The sequence below is a fragment of the Hyphomonas sp. J20-32 genome, assembly GCF_055808555.1.
This window is the reverse complement of the sequence record NZ_CM147873.1, coordinates 626,375-648,200: the sequence shown is the minus strand read 5'-3', so window position 1 is coordinate 648,200 and position 21,826 is coordinate 626,375. Positions and strand designations below refer to the sequence as shown.

Sequence of the window (21,826 nt, the reverse complement as noted above, 5' to 3'; positions counted from 1 at the left end):
CTTTCCCGCAATTCGCCCCATTAAATCAATAGCCTGAACTACCAGGCAGGAGCCCATGACCTATCCACGACACGACCTCTTTGACGACGTCGCCGTTCGACTCGATTCGGTATCGCTCCGCTATGATACCTCAGAGGACATACTTAGCGGTATTGATCTTGTCCTGAAACCCGGCTCGTTCAGCTTCCTGACCGGAGCCTCGGGCGCTGGCAAGACAAGTTTGCTAAAACTACTCTACCTTGCCTTGAAGCCAAGCCGGGGCGAAGTCAGTCTGTTCGGCCGCCCTACCAGCAACCTGACGCGTGACCAGCTTTCGTCGCTGCGTCGGCGTGTCGGGGTCGTGTTCCAGGAATTCCGCCTGCTCGAGCACCTATCGGCCTACGAGAATGTGGCGCTGCCGTTGCGGGTTCTTGGTCGCCGCGAGGCCGACTACCGCGCGGATGTCGAGGAATTGCTCGCCTGGGTTGGCCTCGGCCAGCGCCTTCATGCCAAGCCGCCGACGCTGTCGGGCGGCGAGCAGCAGCGTGTCGCCATCGCCCGCGCCGTCGTAACGCAGCCCGACATCCTCATTGCGGATGAGCCAACCGGCAATGTCGATCCCGAAATGGGCACGCGGCTGATGCGCCTCTTCCTTGAGCTGAACAAGCGACGCCAGACGACCGTGATCATCGCGACGCACGACCTCGGCCTTGTTCGGCAGGTCGAAGCGCCGGTCTACCGTCTAAGCAACCGTCTCCTGGTGCAGGATGTCGAGTTTGGCGGCGAGACGGCCCGCCGCCGAACCGATCCGGGCCTGGAGGGCTAGATGGCAAAGGAAACTCCGCTCCTTCCCGTCGAAGATGTTCGCGAAGCGGCTCTGTTCTTCGTTGTGGGCGCGCTGTGCTTTCTGGCGGCGCTGGCCGCATTGTCGGCCAAGTCGACCTACGGTGCAGCCAAGAGCTGGACGGCTGAAGTTCAGGGCGAACTGACGGTCAGCCTGCCGGATGTCGACCGGCGTGGGGCCGACGAGGCGCGCAAGATTATTGAACAAACGCCAGGTGTCCGTGTTGCCCGCGTCCTGTCCAAGGAGGAAATCGATGCGCTGCTGGAGCCGAATTTCGGCAGCCGGGGCCTTCCGGACAGCCTGCCGCTGCCGCAGCTTGTCGCGGTGGAGGCCGATCCAAATGTGCCCGACATGGGGCCGACCATCACCCGCAACCTCACGGAAGCCGGCTTCGCCAGCGCTGTCGACGAACATGCTGACTGGGCCGGCGATGTGCGCCGTGTCCTCGCCGTGGCCCGCCTGACGGCGCTCATTGCTGTCGCACTCCTGGCGTCGACGGCGGTTGCGGTGATCGCCTTTGCCACCCATGCGGCGCTGCTGGCGCGGCGCGACATAGTTGACGTCCTGCACCTGGCCGGAGCCCGCGACAGGTATATTGCCGGCCTGTTCGAGCGGCGTTTCTGGGTCCTCGGCCTGCGGGCCGGGGCGGTTGGTGCGCTCATGGCGCTCGGCGCGGCGGCGCTCATGATCTTCACTGTACAGGTCCATGGCGCCCGCGCAGGCCTCCTGCCCGAACTCAGCCTCGATTTCCTCGATCTCGTGATCCTTGTCGTCACCCCTGTCATCGCGGGCTTTGCGGCGCGTCTCGCGGCCCGGATGACGGTGATCCGGGCGTTGAAAGGCATGATGTGAAGCCCGATCGTTCCCTTTCGCGCCGCAGGTTCGGCATCTTTCCGGCGACGGTTCTGGTCCTGCTGGCCATCGCCTCGTTCGATTTCCTGATGTTTGCGCGCCGGGCGGACGAATCGGTCCCCGCAACCGTGCGGCAGGCCGATGCGATTGTGGCCCTGACCGGCGGCTCGGGGCGGCGCATTGCCGCCGGTATCGACCTCATGTCTGCCGGGCATGGTCAGAGACTGCTGGTGTCCGGCGTCAACCGGGATGTCGACATGGATGACCTGATGGCCCTCGCCGGCGGGTCACCGGACATTTATGCCTGCTGCGTCGATATCGGCTACCGCGCCGAGACGACCATCGGCAATGCCGACGAGACGGCCGTCTGGGCCTATGAGCGCGGCTACAAGCAGCTCATCATCGTCACGTCCGACTATCATATGCCGCGCAGCCTGCTGCTGCTGCAACGTGCCATGCCGGATATCACGCTCCAGCCCTATCCGGTCCGGACGGTCGTTGACCCATCGGCAGTGCTGCGCGATTCCAGGTCGTTTCGCGGCGTGCTGACAGAATGGGCAAAGTGGCGGGTGACGGCCCTCGGTTGAGCGGCTAAACGTGCTGTCCCATGATGCCGCTGCGCTCCCTCCTGTTTGTTGCCTACCTCTATGGCATGATGGCCCTGATGGGCTCGCTCTTCCTGATCGGGCTGGTCCTGCCGCGCGGGTTCATCATGTGGGGAATCAGGACCTATGCCGGTGCGCTTCGCTGGGGCATGCGGGTGATTGCCGGCATGGAGACTGAAATTCGCGGCCTCGAACACCTGCCGGACGGCCCGTTCCTCTTTGCTGGCAAGCACCAGTGCATGTTCGACATTTTCGTGCCCTTTCTCGTCGCGCCCGACCCCGCCATCATCATGAAGCGCGAGCTGCTCTGGTATCCCTTCCTCGGCTGGTACGCGCTGAAGAGCGACATGATCGCGATCGACCGGGCCGGAACCACGAAAACGCTGCGCCGGATGGTCTCGGCCGCCAAGGACCGCGCCGCCAGGGGCCGCCAGATCGTCATTTTTCCAGAAGGCACGCGAAAAGCGCCGGGCGACGGGCCACAATACCACGCCGCCGGCATCGTCGCGCTCTACAAGGCGCTGGGCGTGCCTGTTGTGCCGGTGGCCACCAATGCGGGCCTTTGCTGGCCGGCCCATGGATTGATGCGCCGGCCCGGCCGCATCGTCTACGAAATCCTGCCTCCGATCGAGCCGGGTCTGGAGCGCAAGGACATGATGAAACGCCTTGAAAGCGACATGGAAACAGCGGTTGATGCGCTGCTCCAGGAGGGCCTCGCCGCCCAGGGTCGCACGCAACCCGTACAGGACCTGCAGAGCATATGAGTGAATTTTGGACCGATCCGGACCTGGTAAAGCCGCTGGCCGAGCGCCGACGCTCGCGCTTCTGGCTGTTCTTCCCGTTCTTGCTTCTGGTCGCCGTGATCGGCGCCTATTCTGCCTACTGGATCTATGCCCGCGCTGAAATCGAGCTGGGCGTGGACAAGTGGGTCGCCGAACAGCGCGCCGAGGGCGCCGTGGTCGAGTATGAATCGCGCAAGGTCGGCGGCTATCCGTTCCGCTTCGAGCTCGATGTCGCGGCGCCGCGCTACCAGCCGCCCAACTCGGCCAGCTGGCAGGGCGAACGGCTCCAGCTCGTGATGCAGCCGTGGAACTGGCACCATGTTATCGCCCGCGCGCCCGGCCACAACGTGCTGACCGACCGGACGGGCATCCGCCACACGTTCGACCTCGACCGCAAGTCCGCCGGCAGCCTGTCCTGGACCGATGCCGGCGTGCACCGCGCCGCCATTGAACTCAACGACGCCGCCGCCCTGGTCGACGGCCACATCTACACGGCGAAGGATTTCTCGCTGAATCTCGCCCCGCGCCCGGACGCCGACGACGACCTGCTGGTGGCCCTGCAATGGGAGGCGCTGACGCTTGATGCCGCCCCGGTCGCAGCGCCCTGGCTCGGCACCGAGCTGCAGGCGAGCCGCATGATCGCCGAAGTGCACAATTTCTATCCGGCCTGGGTCCGCAGCGGCGGCGATCCGGAACGCCTCCTGGATTCGCTGCGCGAAACGGGAGGCGGCGTCGAACTCGGTCAGGCGCTGCTTAATTGGGGTCCGCTCAAGTTCGGCGCAAAGGGCTCGGTCACGCTTGAGAACGGTCTCGCAAACGGATCGTTCGGCGTGCGTATCGATGATCCCGAAGGGCTCAAGGACGCGCTCAAGACCGCAGGAAACTGGACCCTGCAGGAACAGGCGACCGTGGCGACGCTCGAGACCGCCTCGGCGAATGGCGGTTTCCTGATGTTCACCCTGAAGGACAACAAGGTCATGGTCGGCACGGTGGTTGTGGGAGAGCTCCCCGGCCCGGGCCTGTGACAGTCCCTTCGCGGGCCCGGCTCAAGGCCGCCTGCGAAACGCTGGCCCGCGCAGACCCGGCCCTTGCCCGCGCCTATGACGTGACCGGCCTGCCCGCCTGGCGCGATGGCGAGGCGACCTATGCCATGCTCGCCCGCATGATCACCCACCAGCAGATTTCCCTCGGCGCGGCGGCCGCCATCTGGGCCCGTACCGAGGCACTGCTGGGCGAGGTCACCCCCGAAGCCGTGCTGGCCGCCGATCCGGAGGTCTTGCGCGCCTGCGGCCAGTCGCGGCCCAAGGTCGGCCACCTCACGTCCATCGCGGAATCGCTCGTCACCGGCACGCTCAGCCTGCCGCGCGTCTGCACCGTGCCGCTGGACGCCGCGCGCAGGGAACTGATCGCAGTGAAGGGAATCGGGCCCTGGACCGCAGAATTGTTCCTCCTCTATGCAACCGGCGCGATGGACGCTTTCCCGGTCGGTGATGTCGGCCTCATGGAAGCGCACAGGCTGCTCGCGGCCCATGAAACCCGCATGGATATCAAGGCGTTCACGCAGCATGCAGAGGCCTGGCGGCCCAACCGGGGCGTTGCGGCCCACCTGCTCTGGGCCTGGCTGCATGCCCACCGGGGCGACGCCGTGCCGGCCGCCACCTGACCCACAACAGTTGCAATCAGCCCCGACTGTCATAATCTTATGATCAGAATCGCCTAACAGACGGGCGAGCGTGCAAAGGAGTGCTGCCTTCAGCGGGTTCAAACAGGTTACCAGTCTTCTCGTGCCGCATGGGGGTCACCATGGCTGAGATCATCACTGCGCCGCCCAATGGACGGCCTGCCCTTGTTCTGAACGCTGATTTCAGGCCGCTTTCCTATTACCCCCTGTCGCTCTGGCCGTGGCAGGAAGTGGTGAAGGCCGTTTTCCTTGATCGTGTCGATATCATTGCAGAATACGACTATGTCGTGCGCTCTCCGAGCACGGAATTCCGCCTGCCTTCCGTCATCGCGCTGCGCGACTTCGTGCGCCAGGACCGCCCGCCGGCCTTCACCCGCTTCAATGTCTTCCTGCGTGACGGCTTCCAGTGCGCCTATTGCAACACGCACGAGAACCTCACTTTCGACCATGTCATCCCCCGCTCGAAGGGCGGGCGCACGACATGGGAAAACATCGTCGCCGCCTGCAGTCCGTGCAACCTGAAAAAGGGCGGCAAGCTGCTGCGCGACAGCGAGGTGCAATTGCAGCGCAAGCCGTTCCGCCCGAACAATTACCAGCTGCAGGCCATCGGCCGCAAATTCCCGCCCCACCACCTCCACGATACGTGGATGGACTATCTCTACTGGGACGTGGAACTGGAGACGTAAGCGCCTGTCTTAGCGGTCGTGCATGCCCTTGCGGTCAAGGATGCGGGGGCTTGCTTTCGCGATCCGCGACACGCGCGTCGCCGCCTGCTTTGGCTGGGAGAAGTGCAGAACCCATCCGCGCTGACGGCCGGGCGTCAGGGCCTCGAACGCGCCTCTCAGGTCTGCGTCGGCGTCCAGCGCGTCGACTAATTCTTCCGGATACACCAGATCGTCTTTCGGAAATTCGACCTTCAGGCCGGCATTTTCCACCACCACGGCCTCGCGCACATAGGCCTTCAGGATCGGTTCCATTCGCCGTATTTCCGCGACGCTGGTGAACTTCATCATCCGCACCGAGCGCGAATTCGCCCCTGGTGCCAGAAGAATGCCCTCGGGATCCTTCAGCAGCACGCCCTTGAAGAATGACAGGGCGCAATTTGCCTTGAGACCCCAGACAGTCGCCACGTTGCTGCCGCCTGCCGTATAGACGGGCGAGCGCCACTTGAACGTCTCCGTCACAGGGCAGGCGAGCAGAATCTCTCGCAGCGCGCCAAGCTCGTCCTGCCACGGGCCTGGTTTCGCGAAGAACGCTTCGACCCTGGGGTTCTCCTTGCTCATCGCCTGCCTCGCATGCCACCTGTCGCCCGCGATCTTTGCGCAGGCCAGATTGCCTGTCCAGCGTCACTGCGCCTGTCACAAATCTGCAGGCAATCCGTCACAAAAGCCTTTTCAAATCGGCGTATGGGGCGAACCTGATGACCCATGCCCGGCCGAAATATCGCGCGATCTTTATCTCCGATGTCCACCTTGGCTCGCGCGGCAGCCAGGCCGAGGCCCTGTGCGCTTTCCTGAAGGCCAATACGAGCGAACAACTCTACCTCGTCGGCGACATCATTGATGGCTGGCGCCTGAAGAAGAAATGGTACTGGCCGCAGGCCCACACAAACGTCATCCGCCGTATCCTGACGGCGGCCAAGCGCGGCACGGATGTCACCTACATTATCGGCAACCATGACGAGTTCCTGCGCGCCTTCATGCATTTCAGGCTCAGTTTCGGCGACATCCATGTGAAGAACCGCGCCGTCCACCTGGGGGCGGATGGCAAGCGCTATCTCGTCGTGCATGGCGACATGTTCGACGGCATGATGAGGGCCGACCGCAAATGGATCATGCACCTTGGCGACCACGCCTATAATTTCCTGCTCTGGGTCAATACGAACCTGAACAGCGTGCGCCGCTTGTTCGGCCTGCCTTACTGGTCGCTCTCGGCGGCGCTGAAAAAGCGCACCAAGCGCGCCCTCAACTATATCCACAATTTCGAAGACCATGTCGCTGCTTATTGCCGCCGCAAGGATTATCACGGCGCCGTTTGCGGCCACATCCATGTCGCCGAAATGCGCGACATTGACGGCATCAGGTACATGAATGACGGCGACTGGGTCGAAAGCTGCACAGCCCTCGTCGAACACCATGACGGGCGCTGGGAACTCCTCGACTGCCGCCCGGACACGGTCCGCACGGCAGATCCCGTGTCAGAAGCCCTGTCCGTCGGCGAGCTTGAACTCGCCTGAACAAGCCCCCGCCAGGCGCGAATATCAATTCCCGCGGGAAGCCGGTATCCGCGTGTGCTCCGCAATGCTAGGTCTCTTCCGTGGTCCTGTGGGGGGATCGCGCGCACAGGGGACAAGCCGGGCATGGGCGCCACGATCCGACCAAAGAGAATCCTGCCGCTCGACAGCTGGCGCGGCATCGCTATCCTGCTGGTGCTGTGGGGGCATTTCTCCTATGTCGCATGGATGAACCTCGGCGCGTTCGGCGTGGAATTCTTCTTCGTCCTCAGCGGCCGGCTCATGGCCCAGATCCTCTATGTGAATTCCCATCCGCTGCCGGAATTCTTCTTTCGGCGCGCCACCCGCATCCTGCCGGCACTGTTCGGCTTCGTGACGATCTATCTCCTGGTTTCGTCATTCTTTGGCGAGCCGTTTTCGCTGTCGCCTGCCTGGGCGCTGACGGCGCTTACGTTCACGCTAAACTATGTCACCATTTTCACCCATGGCACGGGATGGTTCGATCATATCTGGTCGCTGTGCGTGGAAGAGCACGCCTATTTCCTGCTCGGCGGCCTCGTGCTCCTGTTCGGGCGCGGCATCCGCATGGCAGCCGTCCTGCTGGGCGGCCTGGCGGCGCTGATGATGCTCAATGGCATCGTATCCTACACGTTCCTGAACCAGTCGTTCGAAACGGTCTATCACCGCTCGGATGTCCATGTGGCGTCCGTCTTCATCGCGGCGTCAGTGTTCCTTTTCGTGCGACACCTCGCAAATGCCGCTTTGGTCCAGCGCTTTGCCCTTCCGGTCTTCCTGGTGGCGCTCGGCCTCGGCATCGGCCTCAACCTGACCGGAATGCCGTTCGTGGTCAGCTATTCGCTGGGCACGTTCTGTCTCGCCGTGGCAGTGTCGCTGGTCGATATCGCTTCAAGGCAGGTCACGGCGGTCCTCTCCAGCCGTGTGCTTACGCAGTTCGGCCTCTGGTCCTATTCGCTCTATCTCTGGCAACAACCCTTCTACAAACTGGACAGGATGTATGACGGCTTGACGGTCTGGCTCCTGTTCGGGGCCTTGGGATGCGGGATCGCCAGTTATTATATCATCGAGAGACCGGCGCGCCGCGGCCTGAACGCGCTCTGGCCCAGGGTCGAGCAGCGCCTGTCGAAGTTGCGGTCCGCGCGTACGCCGCCCGCCGCTGCCGACAAGCGCTCGACCTAGCGGCCGGGTCGAAAGCTGCGTCGCCCTCGTCGAACACCATGACGGCACCTGGGAACGCCCCGCTTGACACCTCCACCCATCCCTATCACCTGCGGCGCATGACTTCCTCCCTGAAGGCCATTCTTGGCCCCACCAATACCGGCAAGACGCATTACGCCATCGAGCGCATGCTGGGCCACGGCACCGGCATGATCGGCCTGCCGCTGCGGCTGCTCGCGCGCGAGGTCTATGACCGTGTCGTCGCCGCCAAGGGCGCCTCCCATGCCGCGCTGATCACGGGCGAGGAACGCATCGTCCCGCCGACCGCGCGCTTTTTCATCTGCACCGTGGAATCCATGCCGGTCGATGTGCGGGCCGACTTTGTTGCGATTGACGAAATCCAGCTCGCCGAGGACGAGGATCGCGGCCATGTCTTCACCGACCGTATCCTCCACATGCGCGGCCATTCCGAAACGCTGCTGCTCGGCGCAGACACGATGCGCCCCATCCTGCGTACGCTGAACCTCGGCGTCGAGACGGACACGCGTGAGCGCTTCTCCGAATTGCGCTATACCGGAAAGACCAAGATTACCAAGCTGCCCAAGCGCACCGCCGTGGTCGCCTTCAGTTCCGAGGAAGTCTATGCCATTGCCGAACTGCTCCGCCGGCAGAAGGGCGGCGCCGCCGTGGTCATGGGCGCGCTCAGTCCGCGCACGCGCAATGCCCAGGTCGCCATGTACCAGTCCGGCGAGGTCGACTATATCGTCGCCACCGACGCCATCGGCATGGGCCTCAACTTGGATGTCGACCGCGTTGTCTTTGCTTCGCGCACCAAGTTTGACGGCCGCCGCCACCGCGCGCTGACCGCTGCCGAATGCGGCCAGATCGCGGGCCGGGCCGGGCGCTTCCGCTCGGATGGCGAATTCGGCGAAACTGGCGATTGCCCGCCCTTCGAGGAGGAGATGTGGAAGCGGATCGAGCAGCACCGCTTCGATCCGGTCGACCATATCCAGTGGCGCAATTCCGCGCTCGACTACGGGTCGCTGAAATCCCTGATCCGCAGCCTTGAGCGCCCTTCGGGCAATCCGGTCCTGATCCATAATCCGAACGCGCTGGATGAATGGGTGCTGCGCCGCATGGCCGAGGACGCCGGCATCGGCCCGAACGTGACCGGCCAGGCCCGGGTGCGACGCCTGTGGGACCTCGCTCGCCTGCCGGATTTCCGCAAGGCTGGCCCCGAAGGCCATGCCCGCCTCGTGCTCGGCCTCGCTGAAACCCTCGCCGACCCGGACGCCCGCCTGTCCGATGCTGGCCTCGAACGCCGCCTTGATGACCTCAGCGGCACCGGTGGCGGCATCGCCAAATTGCAGCAACAGCTTGCCAATATCCGTACATGGACCTATGCGGCGCACCGGCCTGACTGGCTCGAAAACCCCGCCAGGTGGCAGGATCGAACGCGCGAGATTGAAGACTCCCTGTCTGATGCGCTACATACGGCCCTGACCGCACGGTTTGTGGACCGACGTACGACGGCCCTCTTGGCCAGCCTGAAGAAGGAAGACGCCCTCGTGACTGACCTGACGCCGGAAGGCGATGTGACCGTAGAAGGCCATCTCGTCGGCCGCCTGAAGGGCCTCACCTTCGAACCCGTGCTTGATGCCCGCACGCTTGAAGGCAAGGCCGTACGTGGCGCCGCGCTCGCCGCGATCCGCCCGATGCTGGTCGAACGCCTCGGCCAGATCGCCGGCGCGCCGTCAGACGCGTTCAGGCTGAACGATGAGGGCGACGTGGAATTCGGCGGCAACGTGATTGCCCGCCTGGCCAAGGGCCCGGACTGGATGAGCCCCGGCATCGACCTTGTCGGCGCCACCGAAGTCGAACCATCTGACCGCGACGCCGCCCGTGCGCGCGTTGCTGACTGGCTGGCGGCCGAGCTCGCGCGGGTCCTGCCGACGCACTGGAAGCTGCGCCATGAGAAGGCCGGCGACACGCTTGAAGGCCTCGCCCGGGGGCTTGCCTTCCGCATTCTCGAAAGCGGCGCCAGCGTGGATCTCCGTCAGGACGATCCCGGCGGCCGTCTCACGCCTGAACAGCGTGAGTCCCTCAAAGCGCTCGGCCTGCGCGCGGGCCGGGTTGCGGCCCATGCGCCCGATGCCCAGAAACCGGCCGCCCAGCGCCTCATCGCCATCCTGCGTGCGGTACAGGCCGGCTCGCCCTTTCCGCTCGCCCCGGAAGGCGCCGGCTCGTTCCCGCTCGACGGCACGTGGCCGGAAGAGGCGCTCGCCGCCAATGGCTATCTCCGCTTCGGTCGCCGCGCCGTGCGCGCCGATCTCGCCGAACGCCTCGGCTGGGAAATCGCCAAGCGCCGCAAGGAAGCCGACAAGAACGCCTTTGCCATCCCGATCGACCTTGCCTCTGTCGTCTCCTGCCCGTCCGACGACTGGCCGGCCGTTTTGAAAGGCTTCGGCCTGGCACCGGCAGAGAAGGACAAGGAAACCGACGCTGTCCTCCTCTGGCGCTATGCTGCCCGGTCGCGGCCTGATGCGCGTCCGGCCTCCCCGCGTGAGGACCGCCCGAAAGGTGGCAAGGGCAAACCGGGGGAGAGACCGCACCGGGCCAATGGCGGTTCGCGCCCGCCGCGGCAGGACGCGCCACGCCCGCGCCACACCCCTGCCGCCCGCAAGGCAGACCCTGACAGCCCCTTTGCCGCCCTCGCCGCCCTCCTGCCGCCCACCCCTCCGCCGAGGGACAAGCCCCGGCGCAAGCGCAAGCCGAAAGGGGGAGAGGCCAAGGCGTCTCCAGCCTTCACCTACACGCCTTTCCAGTGAACGAAGCGGCCTCTGTCAGGCTGGATATCTGGCTCTGGCGGGCGCGCTTCTTCCGCACCCGCGCCCTCGCCACCGACCATGTCAGGGGCAAAGCGGTGCGCATCTCCCGCAATGGCCAGACCCGTCGCACCGACAAGCCCGGCGCCGCCATTTCTGTCGGTGATGTTGTGACTTTCGGCCGGGGAGAGCATATACGAACCGTGGAAATCCTGGACCTCGGCACGCGCCGCGGTCCCGCAGAAGAGGCGCAGGCTCTGTACTGCCTGCTGGAGAACGGCACATGATGAATGCGATCAAACGCTTGTTTGCTCCCAAGACACCGGCATTGAAGGCGATGGACCCGCAGGTTGCCGCTGCAGCGCTGATGGTCGAGGCGGCGCTGATTGATGGGGTTTATGTCAATATCGAGAGTGACATGATCGCCGAAATCCTGCTCGAAGCCTTTGGATTCGATGCTGACCGGGCCGATGCCGTGCTGGCCGAAGGCGAAGCACTGGCCGAAGAGGCGGTCGATTCCTACCAGTTTACCCGCCACGTCAAGAAACTCGGCATGGCCGAGCGCGTCTCGATCATTGAGGGGCTCTATCGCGTCGCACTGTCGGATGGTGAAAAGAGCCCGATCGAAGAGGCCTATATCCGCCAGGTCGCATCGCTTCTCTATGTCGATGATGTGTCCCGCGCGGGCGCGCGCCAGCGCGCTGAAGCCCGGATCGCCGGAACGCCCTGACCTGTCCTAAACGCACGGCGCAGCTTGTCTCATTGACACACCGCCGCCCGAAGGCCATTTCGCCCGCTGCAAACCTGTTCAAGAGGCCCTCCCGTTCATGACCTATATCGTCGTCGATGCCTGCATCCGCTGCAAATACATGGATTGCGTCGAAGTCTGCCCGGTGGACTGCTTCTATGAGGGCGAAAACATGCTCGTCATCGACCCGGACGAGTGCATCGATTGCGGCGTCTGCGAGCCCGAATGCCCTGTCGAGGCGATCAAGCCCGACACCGAAGACGATCCGGACGGCAAGTGGCTGAAGCTGAACAGCGAATTCGCCAAAACCTGGCCGAATATTACCCGGTTGAAGGAGCCGCCAGCGGACCGCGAAAAATTTGCGCAGGAAACGGGTAAATTGGAAAAATATTTCAGTCCTGCGCCCGGGACCGGTGATTGAGCCTGCGCTTGATGCCGCCTGCAACAGTCATTGCAGGGACGGTCAAAAGTTAACGAAGGTATTGATTTCATTGGCGGGTCTCGCCCGGCCGATATGCCGTGCCCTGTTGTAAAACCTGCACGATTGTGATAGTCTTACGACTTGAGCAATAATTGAACCAGAGCTGAAAAGTCTCCACTCAGACCGTGACGTACGGACTGGGTCAAGACTGATTGGCTCTGAATGCGTAGAAAAGGGCGATACACTTCATGGCTAAAAAAGCAGACACCGCGGCACTTGCATTCGGAGTTGGTCAGAGCGTCGTATATCCTGCGCATGGTGTAGGAAAGATTACCAGCGTCGAAAAACAGACCGTCGCTGGCATGGAACTCGAAGTTTATGTCGTCGCATTCGATCAGGACAAGATGATCCTGCGCGTGCCAACCAACCGCGCGGAAGCCTCCGGCATGCGCGCGCTGGCCGGTTCCAAGCTTGTCGAAGACGCATTGAAGACACTTGGTGGACGCGCTCGGGTCAAGCGCACCATGTGGTCGCGCCGCGCCCAGGAATACGAAGCCAAGATCAATTCCGGCGACCTGATCTCCATCGCGGAAGTCGTTCGCGACCTGCACCGCGGCGAAGACCAGCCAGAACAGTCCTATTCGGAGCGCCAGCTTTATGAAAGCGCGCTTGACCGTATGGCCCGTGAACTGGCTGCCGTCGAAAGCATCGACAAGGCAACCGCCATGGAAAAGCTGGCAAAGGGCCTTGCCGCCAAGAAAAAAGTGGCGGCTGCAGCCTAGCGGCCACTGACCCAGACAATAGAAAGGCCCCGCACCGAAAGGCGCGGGGCTTTTTTATGCTCAAGTTTCAGCCGACCCGGCGTGTCTGCCCGGCCCAGTAGGGCTCGCGCAGATCCTTGCGAAGGATCTTGCCCGACGGATTGCGGGGCAGGGCGTCGACGAAATCGACCGATTTCGGGCATTTGTATCCGGCAATGCGTTCCTTCGCCCAGGCGATGACGTCGTCGGCCGTCGGATTCTCGCCTGGCTTTGGAACGACGATGGCCTTCACCGACTCGCCCCATTTCTCGTCCGGCACGCCAATCACCGCGACATCGGCCACGCCCGGATGCCCGAACACGGCGTTCTCGACCTCGGCCGGGTACACATTCTCGCCGCCGGACACGATCATGTCCTTCACCCGGTCATGGATATAGAGAAAACCGTCCTCGTCGAAATATCCGGCATCGCCGGTGTAGAAGAACCCGCCCCGGATGGCCTCTTCCGTGGCCTCGGGCCGGTTCCAGTAGCCCTTCATCACGAAGCCGGCCTTGATCGCGATCTCGCCGACCTCGCCCGTGGGCACTGGATTGCCCTCACTGTCGAGACAGCGCACCACGGCACCCGGCCACGGCACGCCGCAGCTGCGCAGCTTGCCCCAGGCCGGGTCATGCGCCTGCGGCGGCAAATAGGTGCCCGCGCCAACGGTTTCGGTCAGGCCGTAGAGTTGGTTGAATCCGGCATTCATGATCCGCTTGGCATCCAGCAGCAGGCTCTCGGCAATCGGCGAGGCGCCATAGGAGACAAGCTTGAGCGAGGTGAAGTCCGTTTCGCCCACATCCTTGTGCTGCACTAGCATCATGATAACCGCTGGCACCCAGAACGCATGGGCGATCTTGTGTTCCGGGATCAGTTTCAGGATCGCCGTGGGATCGATCTCGCGCAGCACAACGGTCTTCGCCCCCTGCGCAGCGGCCAGCACGCCGACATTCACCCCGGCCACATGGAAAAGCGGCATCGCGTTCATGACGGCTTCGCCAACGCCATAGCTTGACCAGTCCAGCATGGCGGCCTGCCGGAAGAAGGCATGGTAATTGGCATTTGTCAGCTGCACGCCCTTGGGCTTTCCGGTCGTGCCGGATGTGTACAGCTGGATGACATCGTCCTCGGCCAGCGGGGTCAGTCCCGGTGCCGAAGCGGGTTTGGAATTGCGCCAGCTCGGATAGTAGTCCCAGTCCTCGCGGTCGCCATCGATCGTGATGACACGCATCAGGTCCGGCAGGTCGCCCTTGATCTGGTCGATGATGGCGTAGAACTCCTTGCCGACAAACAGGACCCTGGCCTTGGAATCGGCGAGAATGAACTGGATCTCGGGCGCGGCGAGGCGCGTGTTCACGCCGGTCATCACCGCCCGCGCCTTGGCACAGCCGAACAGCATCTCGTAATAGGCGTCCGTATTCTTGGCGAGATAGGCGACCCGATCGCCGGGCTGGACACCATGGCCGATCAGGCCATTGGCAACCTGGTTTGATCGCGTCTCCAGTTCGCCGAAACTGGTCGAATGATCTTCAAACCAGAAAGCGGTCTCACTTGCGCGCCGTTCGGCCTGCACCCGCGGAATATCGGCGATGAACGGCATGGCCTGAACGTCAATCATGGTGTCCTCCGGTATTTTCCTGTTTCTGGAATGAGCTTAAGGACTTTAGCCAGAGAGTCAGCCCTTGTTTCTCCGGTCGGATGGGACCGGGGCTTGCAGCAAACCTGTGTTTCCGGCACCAGAGGGGCATGACTGTTCAATCCCAACTGCCCGACGCCGCCCTGACCGAAACCATGCTGGATATGGGCGCTCGCGCTCGCGCCGCGTCCCGCGCCCTTGGCCGCCTCAGCCCTGAGGATCGCACGCGTGGCCTGAAGGCCATTGCCGCTGCCATACGCGCCGCCGCGTCGGCGATTCTGGATGCCAACACGCAGGACATGAATGCGGCGAAGAAAAAGGGTCTCAGCGCCGCCATGCTTGACCGGCTTGCGCTCGATGCAGCGCGTGTCGAAGGCATCGCGTCCGGCGTTGATGCCATTGCCGACCTGCCTGACCCGCTTGGCCGGGAACTGGCGCGCTGGCAGCAGCCGAACGGGTTGGATTTTGCCCGCGTGGCCGTGCCGCTGGGCGTCATCGGAATCATCTATGAAAGCCGCCCGAACGTCACGGCGGATGCGGGCACGCTCTGCCTGCGCTCTGGCAATGCCGCCATCCTGCGCTGTGGTTCGGAAAGCACGCATTCCTCGCATGCCCTCGTCGACGCCATGCGTTCGGCGCTGGAGGCCGAAGGCCTGCCGGCGGATGCGATCCAGCTTGTCGGCACCACCGACCGCGCCGCCGTCGGTCATATGTTGTCCGGCCTCGATGGCCAGGTCGATGTTATCGTACCGCGCGGTGGGCGCAGCCTCGTCGAGCGGGTCCAGATGGATGCCCGCGTGCCTGTGATCGGGCATCTGGAGGGACTCTGTCACATGTATGTCGACGCAGCCGCCGATCCGCAGAAGGCCGTGGACCTGGTGGTCAACGCCAAGATGCGCCGCACCGGTGTCTGCGGATCGCTCGAAACGCTGCTGATCGACGCCGCCATCGCCGACACGATGCTGCCAGGGCTTTCATCGGCCCTTGTCGATGCTGGCTGCGAACTTCGTGGCGATTCCCGCGCACGTGCCATCGTGCCGGGCATGAAGACGGCCACCGAGGAAGACTGGGGCACGGAATATCTTGCGCCGATCCTGGCGGTTGCTGTCGTAGATGGGCTCGACGGTGCCCTTGCGCATATCGAACGCTGGTCGTCGGGCCACACGGATTCGATCGTCACCGAAGACAAGGACGTGGCCGAACGCTTCCTCGCGCGGGTCGACAGTGCCATCGTGCTGCACAACGCATCCACCCAGTTTGCCGATGGCGGCGAGTTCGGCTTTGGTGCCGAGATCGGTATCGCCACGGGCCGTATCCATGCGCGTGGACCGGTCGGCGCCGAACAACTCACGATCTACAAATATGTCGTGAGAGGCACGGGGCAGACCCGTCCTTGACCCACCTGACGCTTCCGGGACCAACACGGGGCCTGCGCATCGGCCTGTTTGGCGGAAGCTTCAATCCGGCCCATTCGGGTCATCTTCACGTGGCCGAAACGGCGATGAAACGCCTCCAGCTCGACTGGGTCTGGTGGATCGTCGCGCGCGGCAATCCGCTCAAGACATCACACGGCGACTTTGATAGTCGCGTCGCCTCCGCCCGTCAGGTCGCGCACCATCCGCGCATGATCGTCACAGATATCGAGGCGCGGCTCGGCCTGACCTATACGTCCGATACGCTGGCAGCGATTGTCGCCCGCGCGCCGGAGGCACATTTCGTCTGGCTGATGGGCGCGGACAATCTCGCTGGTTTTCATCATTGGAAAAACTGGCAGGGGATCGCACAAACCCTGCCCATCGCCGTCGTCGCGCGGCCGGGCATCGGGCCGGGCGCGCGCAATGCGCCCTTCGCACGCCGGTTCGCGAAAAGCCGTATTCCGGCCACCGCCGCCCGCACCCTTGCCACCACTCCGCCACCCGCCTGGACCTATCTCACCGCCCCCCTCGACCCCACGTCGTCCACTGCCCTGCGCGCCGCCCGTCCATGACCCTCACCTCCAAAGATATCGACCGCCACAAACGCCATATCCTGCTCAAGGAAATCGGCGGTCCGGGCGTTCAGAAACTGCGCGCAGCCTCGGTGTCGATTGTTGGGGCAGGGGCATTGGGCGGCCCCTGTGCGCTCTATCTCGCCGCGGCCGGTATCGGCGAGATGGAGGTCTGGGACGATGATCTGGTCGACCGTTCGAACCTGCAGCGGCAGGTGCAATTCGGCGAAGGCGATGTCGGTCGGCCAAAGGCCGAAATCCTGGCGGCCCGCCTTCAGGACGCGCATCCCGACACGCGCATCCGCTGGCATCGGCACCGCTGGAGCGAGAGTCACCCGCTGGCAGGCGACATCCTGGTCGACGCATCCGACAATTACCCGACCCGTTATGCGCTCAACGCCGTTGCGCATGAGACCCGCCGCGCCCTCGTCCACGGTGCCGCCGCAGGCTGGGCAGGACAGGTCAGCGTTTTCACGTCGGGTGTTCAGGCGGAAGCGCCCTGCTATCGCTGCTGGGTACCCGAGACGCCGCCGGACGCACAGGCCTGCGATGAAGTCGGCGTTGTCGGGGCGCTGACCGGCATCGTCGGCTCAGCCATGGCACTCGAGGTCGTGAAACTCGTCACCGGCGCCGGAACGCCCCTGGCTGGCCGGTTGTTACTCATCGACGGTCTTTCGGGCTCGCAAAGGGTGGTCCGATTGAAAAAAGATGCAACCTGCAGTGTTTGCAACTGATCCAAGACCAATTGACACGCGGCGCATGGTTGACACTAGTGCCGTTTGAGAAACAAAAGTCCGGGGAGGGACCTGTTCGATGTTGCGACGCCTGATGGCCGTTTTGGTCGCGCTTGCCATAATCCTGGGAGCCGGTTGGTTTGCGATGCACCGTTCGGACATCGCCTATGACCGGCTGGAATCCATGTATGCCAATACAGACAGCCGGTTCTTGCCGATGGGCGGGGACATGCGGGTCCACTACCGGGATGTCGGCCCGCGCAATGCGCCCGTCCTGGTCCTGGTGCATGGCTTCTCCGCCTCGCTGCACACATGGGAACCGTGGGTCAAAGGGTTGAGGCAGGACTATCGCGTCGTATCGCTCGACCTGCCGGGCCACGGCCTGTCGCGCTGCCTTGATGTCTCGGAGACGGGGATCCCCCAATTCGTTGACGTCATCGACCATGTGACGCGTGAACTCGGCATCGAGCACTTCACCCTTGCCGGAAGCTCGATGGGCGGACATACGGCGTGGAATTATGCGCTGGCCCATCCGGAAAGACTCGACGGGCTGGTCCTGGTCGATGCGTCCGGCTGGCCGAAATCCGACGAGGAGGCTGAATCTTCGCCGCTCGTCTTCAAGCTGCTGGCTAATCCGCTGGCGCGCAGCATCATGAAGGACCTCGACATGACGGGCATGATCCGGGGGGGACTCGAGGACAGCTTCGTCGACCAGTCACTGGTCACTGACGTGATGGTCCAGCGCTATGCCGCGCTCGGGCGCGCGCCTTGCCACCGCGAGGCCATCCTCAGCCTGATGACAGGCCCCGAAGGGCGCACCGGTGCCAGCGCCGAGAAGCTCGCAGCGATCGCTGTCCCGACCCTGATCCTGCAGGGTGACAGCGACAATCTCGTGCCTGCCTCTCATGCCGAGAAGTTCCACGCGGCCATCGCGGGTTCAACGCTCAAGCTCTATGCCAATGTCGGCCATCTGCCGCAGGAAGAGGCGACGGCACAGTCGCTGGCCGATTTCAGGGATTTCCTGTCCACGCAAGTCTACGTGCCGGTCGAGACGGCTGAATCGGAAGAGGCCGGGCCTGACTGAGCCTGGCGCCAGCGATCAGGAAACGCGTTCGACCATCATGTGCTTGATCTTGGCGATCGCCTTTGCCGGGTTCAGGCCCTTGGGGCAGACCTGCGCACAGTTCATGATCGTGTGGCAGCGGTACAGCTTGAATGGGTCTTCGAGGTCGTCAAGGCGCTCGCCGGTGGCTTCGTCGCGGCTGTCGATCAACCAGCGATAGGCCTGCAACAGGGCGGCCGGGCCGAGATACTTGTCGCCGTTCCACCAATAAGACGGGCAGGACGTCGAACAGCATGCGCACAGGATGCATTCGTACAGGCCGTTGAGTTCGTTGCGGTCGTCTTCCGACTGTTTCCATTCCTTCTCGGGGTCTGGCGTAACCGTCTTCAGGAAGGGCTGCACATAGGCATGCTGGGCGTAGAAGTTGGTCAGGTCGGGGATCAGGTCCCTGACCACGGGCAGGTGGGGCAGGGGGGAGATCGAGATGACGCCACCGGGCAGTTCATCGAAGCCCTTGGTGCAGGCGATCGTGTTGTTGCCCGCGATGTTCATGGAACATGATCCGCACACGCCTTCGCGGCACGAGCGGCGGAAGGCGAGCGTCGGATCGATATTGTTCTTGATGTAGAGCAGGACGTCCAGGATCATCGTCCCGGCCTTGTCCATGTCGACCCAGTACAGGTCCCAGCGCGGGTTGCCGCTTTCCTCGGGGCTGTAGCGGTAGATGCGGAACTGGCGCAGGTTCGTGGCGCCCTGCGGCTTCGGCCAGGTCTTGCCCTTGCCGACCTTGGAGTTCTTCGGAAGCGTTAGCTGGACCATCTTTAAACCCCTAGTAAACCCGAGCTTTTGGCTCGATGTAAGCGATCTCGTTCGACATCGTGTAATCGTGCACACCGCGATAATCGATCGTCACCTTGCCGGCGTCGGACACCCAGGCGAGCGTGTGCTTCATCCATTTCTTGTCATCGCGCTCGGAGAAGTCTTCGCGGGCATGCGCGCCGCGGCTTTCCTCGCGATTGGCTGCTGAATTCACCGTGACCGCAGCTTGCGCGATCAGGTTGTCGAATTCGAGCGCTTCGAGAAGGTCCGTATTCCAGACCATGCCGCGATCCTTCACGTCGAGTCCGGGCAGTTTCTTGTAGACCGCGTCGATGGCCTCGACGCCTTCTCGCAATACGTCGCCGGTGCGGAACACGGCGCAATTGCCCTGCATCGCCTTTTGCATTTCAAGACGCAGCTTGGCGACAGGCTGGTCGCCGGTTGCGTTGCGCAGCTTGTCGAAGCGCGCGAGGTGGCTGTCGGTTGCCCCTTTTGGCAATGCTGGCTGGGTCGCGCCGGCTACGGTCGTTTCGCCACAGCGCAGGCCCGCAGCGCGGCCGAACACGACAAGGTCGATCAGCGAGTTCGAGCCGAGGCGGTTGGCGCCGTGAACCGACACACAGGCCGCCTCACCGACGGCCATCAGGCCCGGCACGACTGCGTCCGCATCGTCGCCCTTCTTGGTAAGCACTTCGCCGTGATAGTTTGTCGGGATACCGCCCATATTATAGTGCACGGTCGGCAGGACCGGGATGGGTTCCTTGGTGACATCGACACCGGCGAAAATGCGGGCCGTCTCGGAAATGCCGGGCAGGCGTTCGGCGAGAACAGCAGCGCCAAGGTGTTCGAGGTGAAGGTAGATGTGGTCCTTTTCCGGGCCCACGCCGCGGCCTTCGCGGATTTCCACCGTCATGGCCCGGCTGACAACGTCGCGAGATGCCAGGTCCTTCGCGCTGGGTGCATACCGCTCCATGAAGCGCTCGCCTTCGGAATTGGTGAGGTAACCGCCTTCACCGCGTGAGCCTTCCGTGATCAGGCAGCCCGAACCATAGATTCCGGTCGGATGGAACTGGACGAATTCCATGTCCTGCAGCGGCAGGCCGGCGCGCAGCACCATGGCATTGCCATCGCCGGTACAAGTGTGGGCCGATGTGCACGAGAAGAAGGCGCGGCCATAGCCGCCGGTTGCCAGAATGGTCTTCTGCGCGCGGAAACGGTGCAGCGTGCCATCGTCGAGTTTCCAGGCGGTCACGCCGCGGCAAACGCCGTCATCGTCCATGATCAGGTCGAGCGCGATATACTCGATGAAGAATTCGGTCTCTTCGCGTACGCACTGGCCGTAGAGCGTGTGAAGCATGGCGTGACCGGTCCGGTCGGCCGCCGCACACGTACGCTGGACGGGGCCGGCGCCAAAGTCCCGGGTCATGCCGCCAAAGGCGCGCTGGTAGATCTTGCCTTCGTCGGTGCGGCTGAAGGGCATGCCCCAGTGCTCGAGTTCGTAAACGGCGGCGGGTGCTTCGCGGCAGAGATATTCGATGGCGTCCTGGTCTCCGAGCCAGTCGGAGCCCTTGACGGTGTCATACATGTGCCAGCGCCAGTTATCTTCGCCCATGTTGCCGAGGGAAGCGGCGATGCCGCCCTGCGCCGCAACCGTGTGCGAGCGGGTCGGGAAAACCTTGGTGATGCAGGCGGTTTTGAGTCCGGCTTGCGCAGCGCCGAGCGCGGCACGCAGGCCCGAGCCGCCTGCGCCGACGACGACAACGTCATAAGTATGGTCAACGAATTTATAGTCGGTCATCTTGGTTTCTCCCGCGGCCGCCATCAGGCGCCAGCGCCAATCCAGAGTTTCAGCACAGACAGGGCGACTGTCACGAACAGGGCGATCACCGCAAAACTGTTCAGGATCAGTAGCGCCGTGCGCGTGCTCGTCTTAGCGATATAGTCCTCAATGACGATCTGCATGCCGATCCGCATGTGGTAGAAGGCTGCGCCAGCTGTCAGGATCAGCAGGATCGCGTTCCATGGCTTGCCGGCCCATTCAGCGGCCCCGTCATAACCCAGGGATGATGCGTTGATCACCGAATACAGAAACCACGGGACCAGGAACACGAGCGCGATCGCGGTGACGCGCTGGCGGATATGATCTGTGGTGCCGGACTTGGCTGATCCGAGGCCGCGTGTGACCTTGGCGGGGGTAACGAATTCGCTGTTTGCCATGTTGAAGACCCCTTAAAGCCAGAGGATGGCGGCCCAGATGGCCACCGATCCCAGAACGGCAAAGACATAGAGAAAAACGGAGACGGCGCTGGCCGTCTTTGGCTCGAACCCGGCATGCGGGCCGTCCCAGAGCAGGAATCGTATCCCGCCCGCCAAGTGGAAGAGCACCGCAACGGTCCAGACAAACAGGATCACCTGGCTCGGCACGCAGGAAATCAGTGCCTCGGCCTGTGCGTAGGCGTCAGGCCCGGTCGCAAGGGCGATCAGCCAGGCGGCGATCAGGAATGTTCCGAAATAAAGGCCCATGCCGGTAAAACGATGCGTGATCGACGCGAACATGGTGGCATGGGGCCGCCAGATTTGCAGGTGGGGCGACAGGGGGCGGGGATCGGCCCGGTTGGTACCTGACATGAAAGCTTACCTC

Annotated in this window: 24 protein-coding genes; 18 read left to right on the top strand and 6 right to left on the bottom strand. The window is 63.5% G+C overall.

Annotated elements, in window-relative coordinates:
• Nucleotides 1–55 precede the first annotated feature (55 nt).
• From ftsE to AC0L7I_RS03040, 7 genes are all read left to right on the top strand, one after another.
• Nucleotides 56–805, top strand: a complete 750-nt coding sequence (gene ftsE / locus AC0L7I_RS03070) for a cell division ATP-binding protein FtsE (RefSeq protein ID WP_473398065.1) — start codon at nt 56–58, stop codon at nt 803–805.
• On the top strand, nt 806–1,675 hold the full coding sequence (locus AC0L7I_RS03065) for a cell division protein FtsX (RefSeq protein WP_473398064.1): 870 nt from the start codon (nt 806–808) through the stop codon (nt 1,673–1,675). It abuts the gene before it with no gap.
• A complete protein-coding gene (locus AC0L7I_RS03060; protein ID WP_473398063.1) occupies nt 1,672–2,262 on the top strand; it encodes a YdcF family protein in 591 nt (196 codons plus the stop codon). Before AC0L7I_RS03065 ends, AC0L7I_RS03060 begins: the two co-directional genes overlap by 4 nt.
• Before the next feature lie 20 nt (nt 2,263–2,282).
• A complete protein-coding gene (locus tag AC0L7I_RS03055; RefSeq protein ID WP_473398062.1) occupies nt 2,283–3,044 on the top strand; it encodes a lysophospholipid acyltransferase family protein in 762 nt (253 codons plus the stop codon).
• Nucleotides 3,041–4,087, top strand: a complete 1,047-nt coding sequence (locus AC0L7I_RS03050; RefSeq protein ID WP_473398061.1) for a DUF2125 domain-containing protein — start codon at nt 3,041–3,043, stop codon at nt 4,085–4,087. Before AC0L7I_RS03055 ends, AC0L7I_RS03050 begins: the two co-directional genes overlap by 4 nt.
• Complete coding sequence (locus AC0L7I_RS03045) at nt 4,084–4,725, top strand: DNA-3-methyladenine glycosylase family protein (protein ID WP_473398060.1); 642 nt, start codon at nt 4,084–4,086, stop codon at nt 4,723–4,725. Before AC0L7I_RS03050 ends, AC0L7I_RS03045 begins: the two co-directional genes overlap by 4 nt.
• A 140-nt stretch (nt 4,726–4,865) precedes the next feature.
• On the top strand, nt 4,866–5,429 hold the full coding sequence (locus AC0L7I_RS03040; protein ID WP_473398059.1) for an HNH endonuclease: 564 nt from the start codon (nt 4,866–4,868) through the stop codon (nt 5,427–5,429).
• 9 nt (nt 5,430–5,438) lie between these two features.
• On the opposite strand, the gene AC0L7I_RS03035 is transcribed toward AC0L7I_RS03040, so the two are convergent.
• Nucleotides 5,439–6,026: a YdeI/OmpD-associated family protein gene (locus tag AC0L7I_RS03035; RefSeq protein ID WP_473398058.1), complete on the bottom strand. Its 588-nt coding sequence runs from the start codon at nt 6,024–6,026 to the stop codon at nt 5,439–5,441.
• 137 nt (nt 6,027–6,163) lie between these two features.
• On the opposite strand from AC0L7I_RS03035, the gene AC0L7I_RS03030 reads away from it, so the two are divergent.
• From AC0L7I_RS03030 to AC0L7I_RS03000, 7 genes are all read left to right on the top strand, one after another.
• A complete protein-coding gene (locus AC0L7I_RS03030) occupies nt 6,164–6,979 on the top strand; it encodes a UDP-2,3-diacylglucosamine diphosphatase (RefSeq protein ID WP_473398057.1) in 816 nt (271 codons plus the stop codon).
• A gap of 123 nt (nt 6,980–7,102) precedes the next feature.
• The gene (locus AC0L7I_RS03025; RefSeq protein WP_473398056.1) at nt 7,103–8,173 is read left to right on the top strand and encodes an acyltransferase family protein; all 1,071 of its coding nucleotides are present in this window, start codon (nt 7,103–7,105) and stop codon (nt 8,171–8,173) included.
• A gap of 98 nt (nt 8,174–8,271) precedes the next feature.
• The gene (locus AC0L7I_RS03020; protein WP_473398055.1) at nt 8,272–10,980 is read left to right on the top strand and encodes a helicase-related protein; all 2,709 of its coding nucleotides are present in this window, start codon (nt 8,272–8,274) and stop codon (nt 10,978–10,980) included.
• A complete protein-coding gene (locus AC0L7I_RS03015; RefSeq protein ID WP_473398054.1) occupies nt 10,977–11,264 on the top strand; it encodes an RNA-binding S4 domain-containing protein in 288 nt (95 codons plus the stop codon). Before AC0L7I_RS03020 ends, AC0L7I_RS03015 begins: the two co-directional genes overlap by 4 nt.
• A complete protein-coding gene (locus AC0L7I_RS03010) occupies nt 11,261–11,707 on the top strand; it encodes a tellurite resistance TerB family protein (RefSeq protein ID WP_473398053.1) in 447 nt (148 codons plus the stop codon). Before AC0L7I_RS03015 ends, AC0L7I_RS03010 begins: the two co-directional genes overlap by 4 nt.
• A gap of 97 nt (nt 11,708–11,804) precedes the next feature.
• A complete protein-coding gene (gene fdxA, locus AC0L7I_RS03005) occupies nt 11,805–12,146 on the top strand; it encodes a ferredoxin FdxA (RefSeq protein WP_340692315.1) in 342 nt (113 codons plus the stop codon).
• Nucleotides 12,147–12,394: 248 nt separating this feature from the next.
• Nucleotides 12,395–12,928, top strand: a complete 534-nt coding sequence (locus tag AC0L7I_RS03000) for a CarD family transcriptional regulator (RefSeq protein WP_473398052.1) — start codon at nt 12,395–12,397, stop codon at nt 12,926–12,928.
• A gap of 67 nt (nt 12,929–12,995) precedes the next feature.
• Here the strand turns inward: AC0L7I_RS03000 and AC0L7I_RS02995 are convergent, their stop codons facing one another.
• Complete coding sequence (locus AC0L7I_RS02995) at nt 12,996–14,564, bottom strand: long-chain-fatty-acid--CoA ligase (protein ID WP_473398051.1); 1,569 nt, start codon at nt 14,562–14,564, stop codon at nt 12,996–12,998.
• A gap of 128 nt (nt 14,565–14,692) precedes the next feature.
• Between AC0L7I_RS02995 and AC0L7I_RS02990 the strand changes: the two genes are divergently transcribed.
• From AC0L7I_RS02990 to AC0L7I_RS02975, 4 genes are all read left to right on the top strand, one after another.
• The gene (locus AC0L7I_RS02990; RefSeq protein WP_473398050.1) at nt 14,693–15,979 is read left to right on the top strand and encodes a glutamate-5-semialdehyde dehydrogenase; all 1,287 of its coding nucleotides are present in this window, start codon (nt 14,693–14,695) and stop codon (nt 15,977–15,979) included.
• The gene (locus AC0L7I_RS02985; RefSeq protein ID WP_473398049.1) at nt 15,976–16,569 is read left to right on the top strand and encodes a nicotinate-nucleotide adenylyltransferase; all 594 of its coding nucleotides are present in this window, start codon (nt 15,976–15,978) and stop codon (nt 16,567–16,569) included. The genes AC0L7I_RS02990 and AC0L7I_RS02985 overlap by 4 nt, the downstream gene beginning before the upstream one ends.
• Nucleotides 16,566–17,303 (top strand): HesA/MoeB/ThiF family protein, encoded by a 738-nt coding sequence (locus AC0L7I_RS02980; RefSeq protein WP_473398048.1) that lies wholly within the window; start codon nt 16,566–16,568, stop codon nt 17,301–17,303. Before AC0L7I_RS02985 ends, AC0L7I_RS02980 begins: the two co-directional genes overlap by 4 nt.
• Before the next feature lie 79 nt (nt 17,304–17,382).
• A complete protein-coding gene (locus tag AC0L7I_RS02975; RefSeq protein ID WP_473398047.1) occupies nt 17,383–18,387 on the top strand; it encodes an alpha/beta fold hydrolase in 1,005 nt (334 codons plus the stop codon).
• Nucleotides 18,388–18,402: 15 nt separating this feature from the next.
• Here the strand turns inward: AC0L7I_RS02975 and AC0L7I_RS02970 are convergent, their stop codons facing one another.
• Genes AC0L7I_RS02970 through sdhC form a run of 4 tightly spaced genes read right to left on the bottom strand, consistent with a single transcriptional unit; the run spans nt 18,403 to nt 21,813 of the window.
• Complete coding sequence (locus AC0L7I_RS02970; protein WP_473398046.1) at nt 18,403–19,185, bottom strand: succinate dehydrogenase iron-sulfur subunit; 783 nt, start codon at nt 19,183–19,185, stop codon at nt 18,403–18,405.
• A 10-nt stretch (nt 19,186–19,195) separates the two neighbouring features.
• On the bottom strand, nt 19,196–20,983 hold the full coding sequence (gene sdhA / locus AC0L7I_RS02965) for a succinate dehydrogenase flavoprotein subunit (protein WP_473398045.1): 1,788 nt from the start codon (nt 20,981–20,983) through the stop codon (nt 19,196–19,198).
• Between the two features lie 23 nt (nt 20,984–21,006).
• Nucleotides 21,007–21,402: a succinate dehydrogenase, hydrophobic membrane anchor protein gene (gene sdhD, locus AC0L7I_RS02960; RefSeq protein WP_473398044.1), complete on the bottom strand. Its 396-nt coding sequence runs from the start codon at nt 21,400–21,402 to the stop codon at nt 21,007–21,009.
• Between the two features lie 12 nt (nt 21,403–21,414).
• The gene (gene sdhC / locus AC0L7I_RS02955; RefSeq protein ID WP_473398043.1) at nt 21,415–21,813 is read right to left on the bottom strand and encodes a succinate dehydrogenase, cytochrome b556 subunit; all 399 of its coding nucleotides are present in this window, start codon (nt 21,811–21,813) and stop codon (nt 21,415–21,417) included.
• Nucleotides 21,814–21,826: the final 13 nt, after the last annotated feature.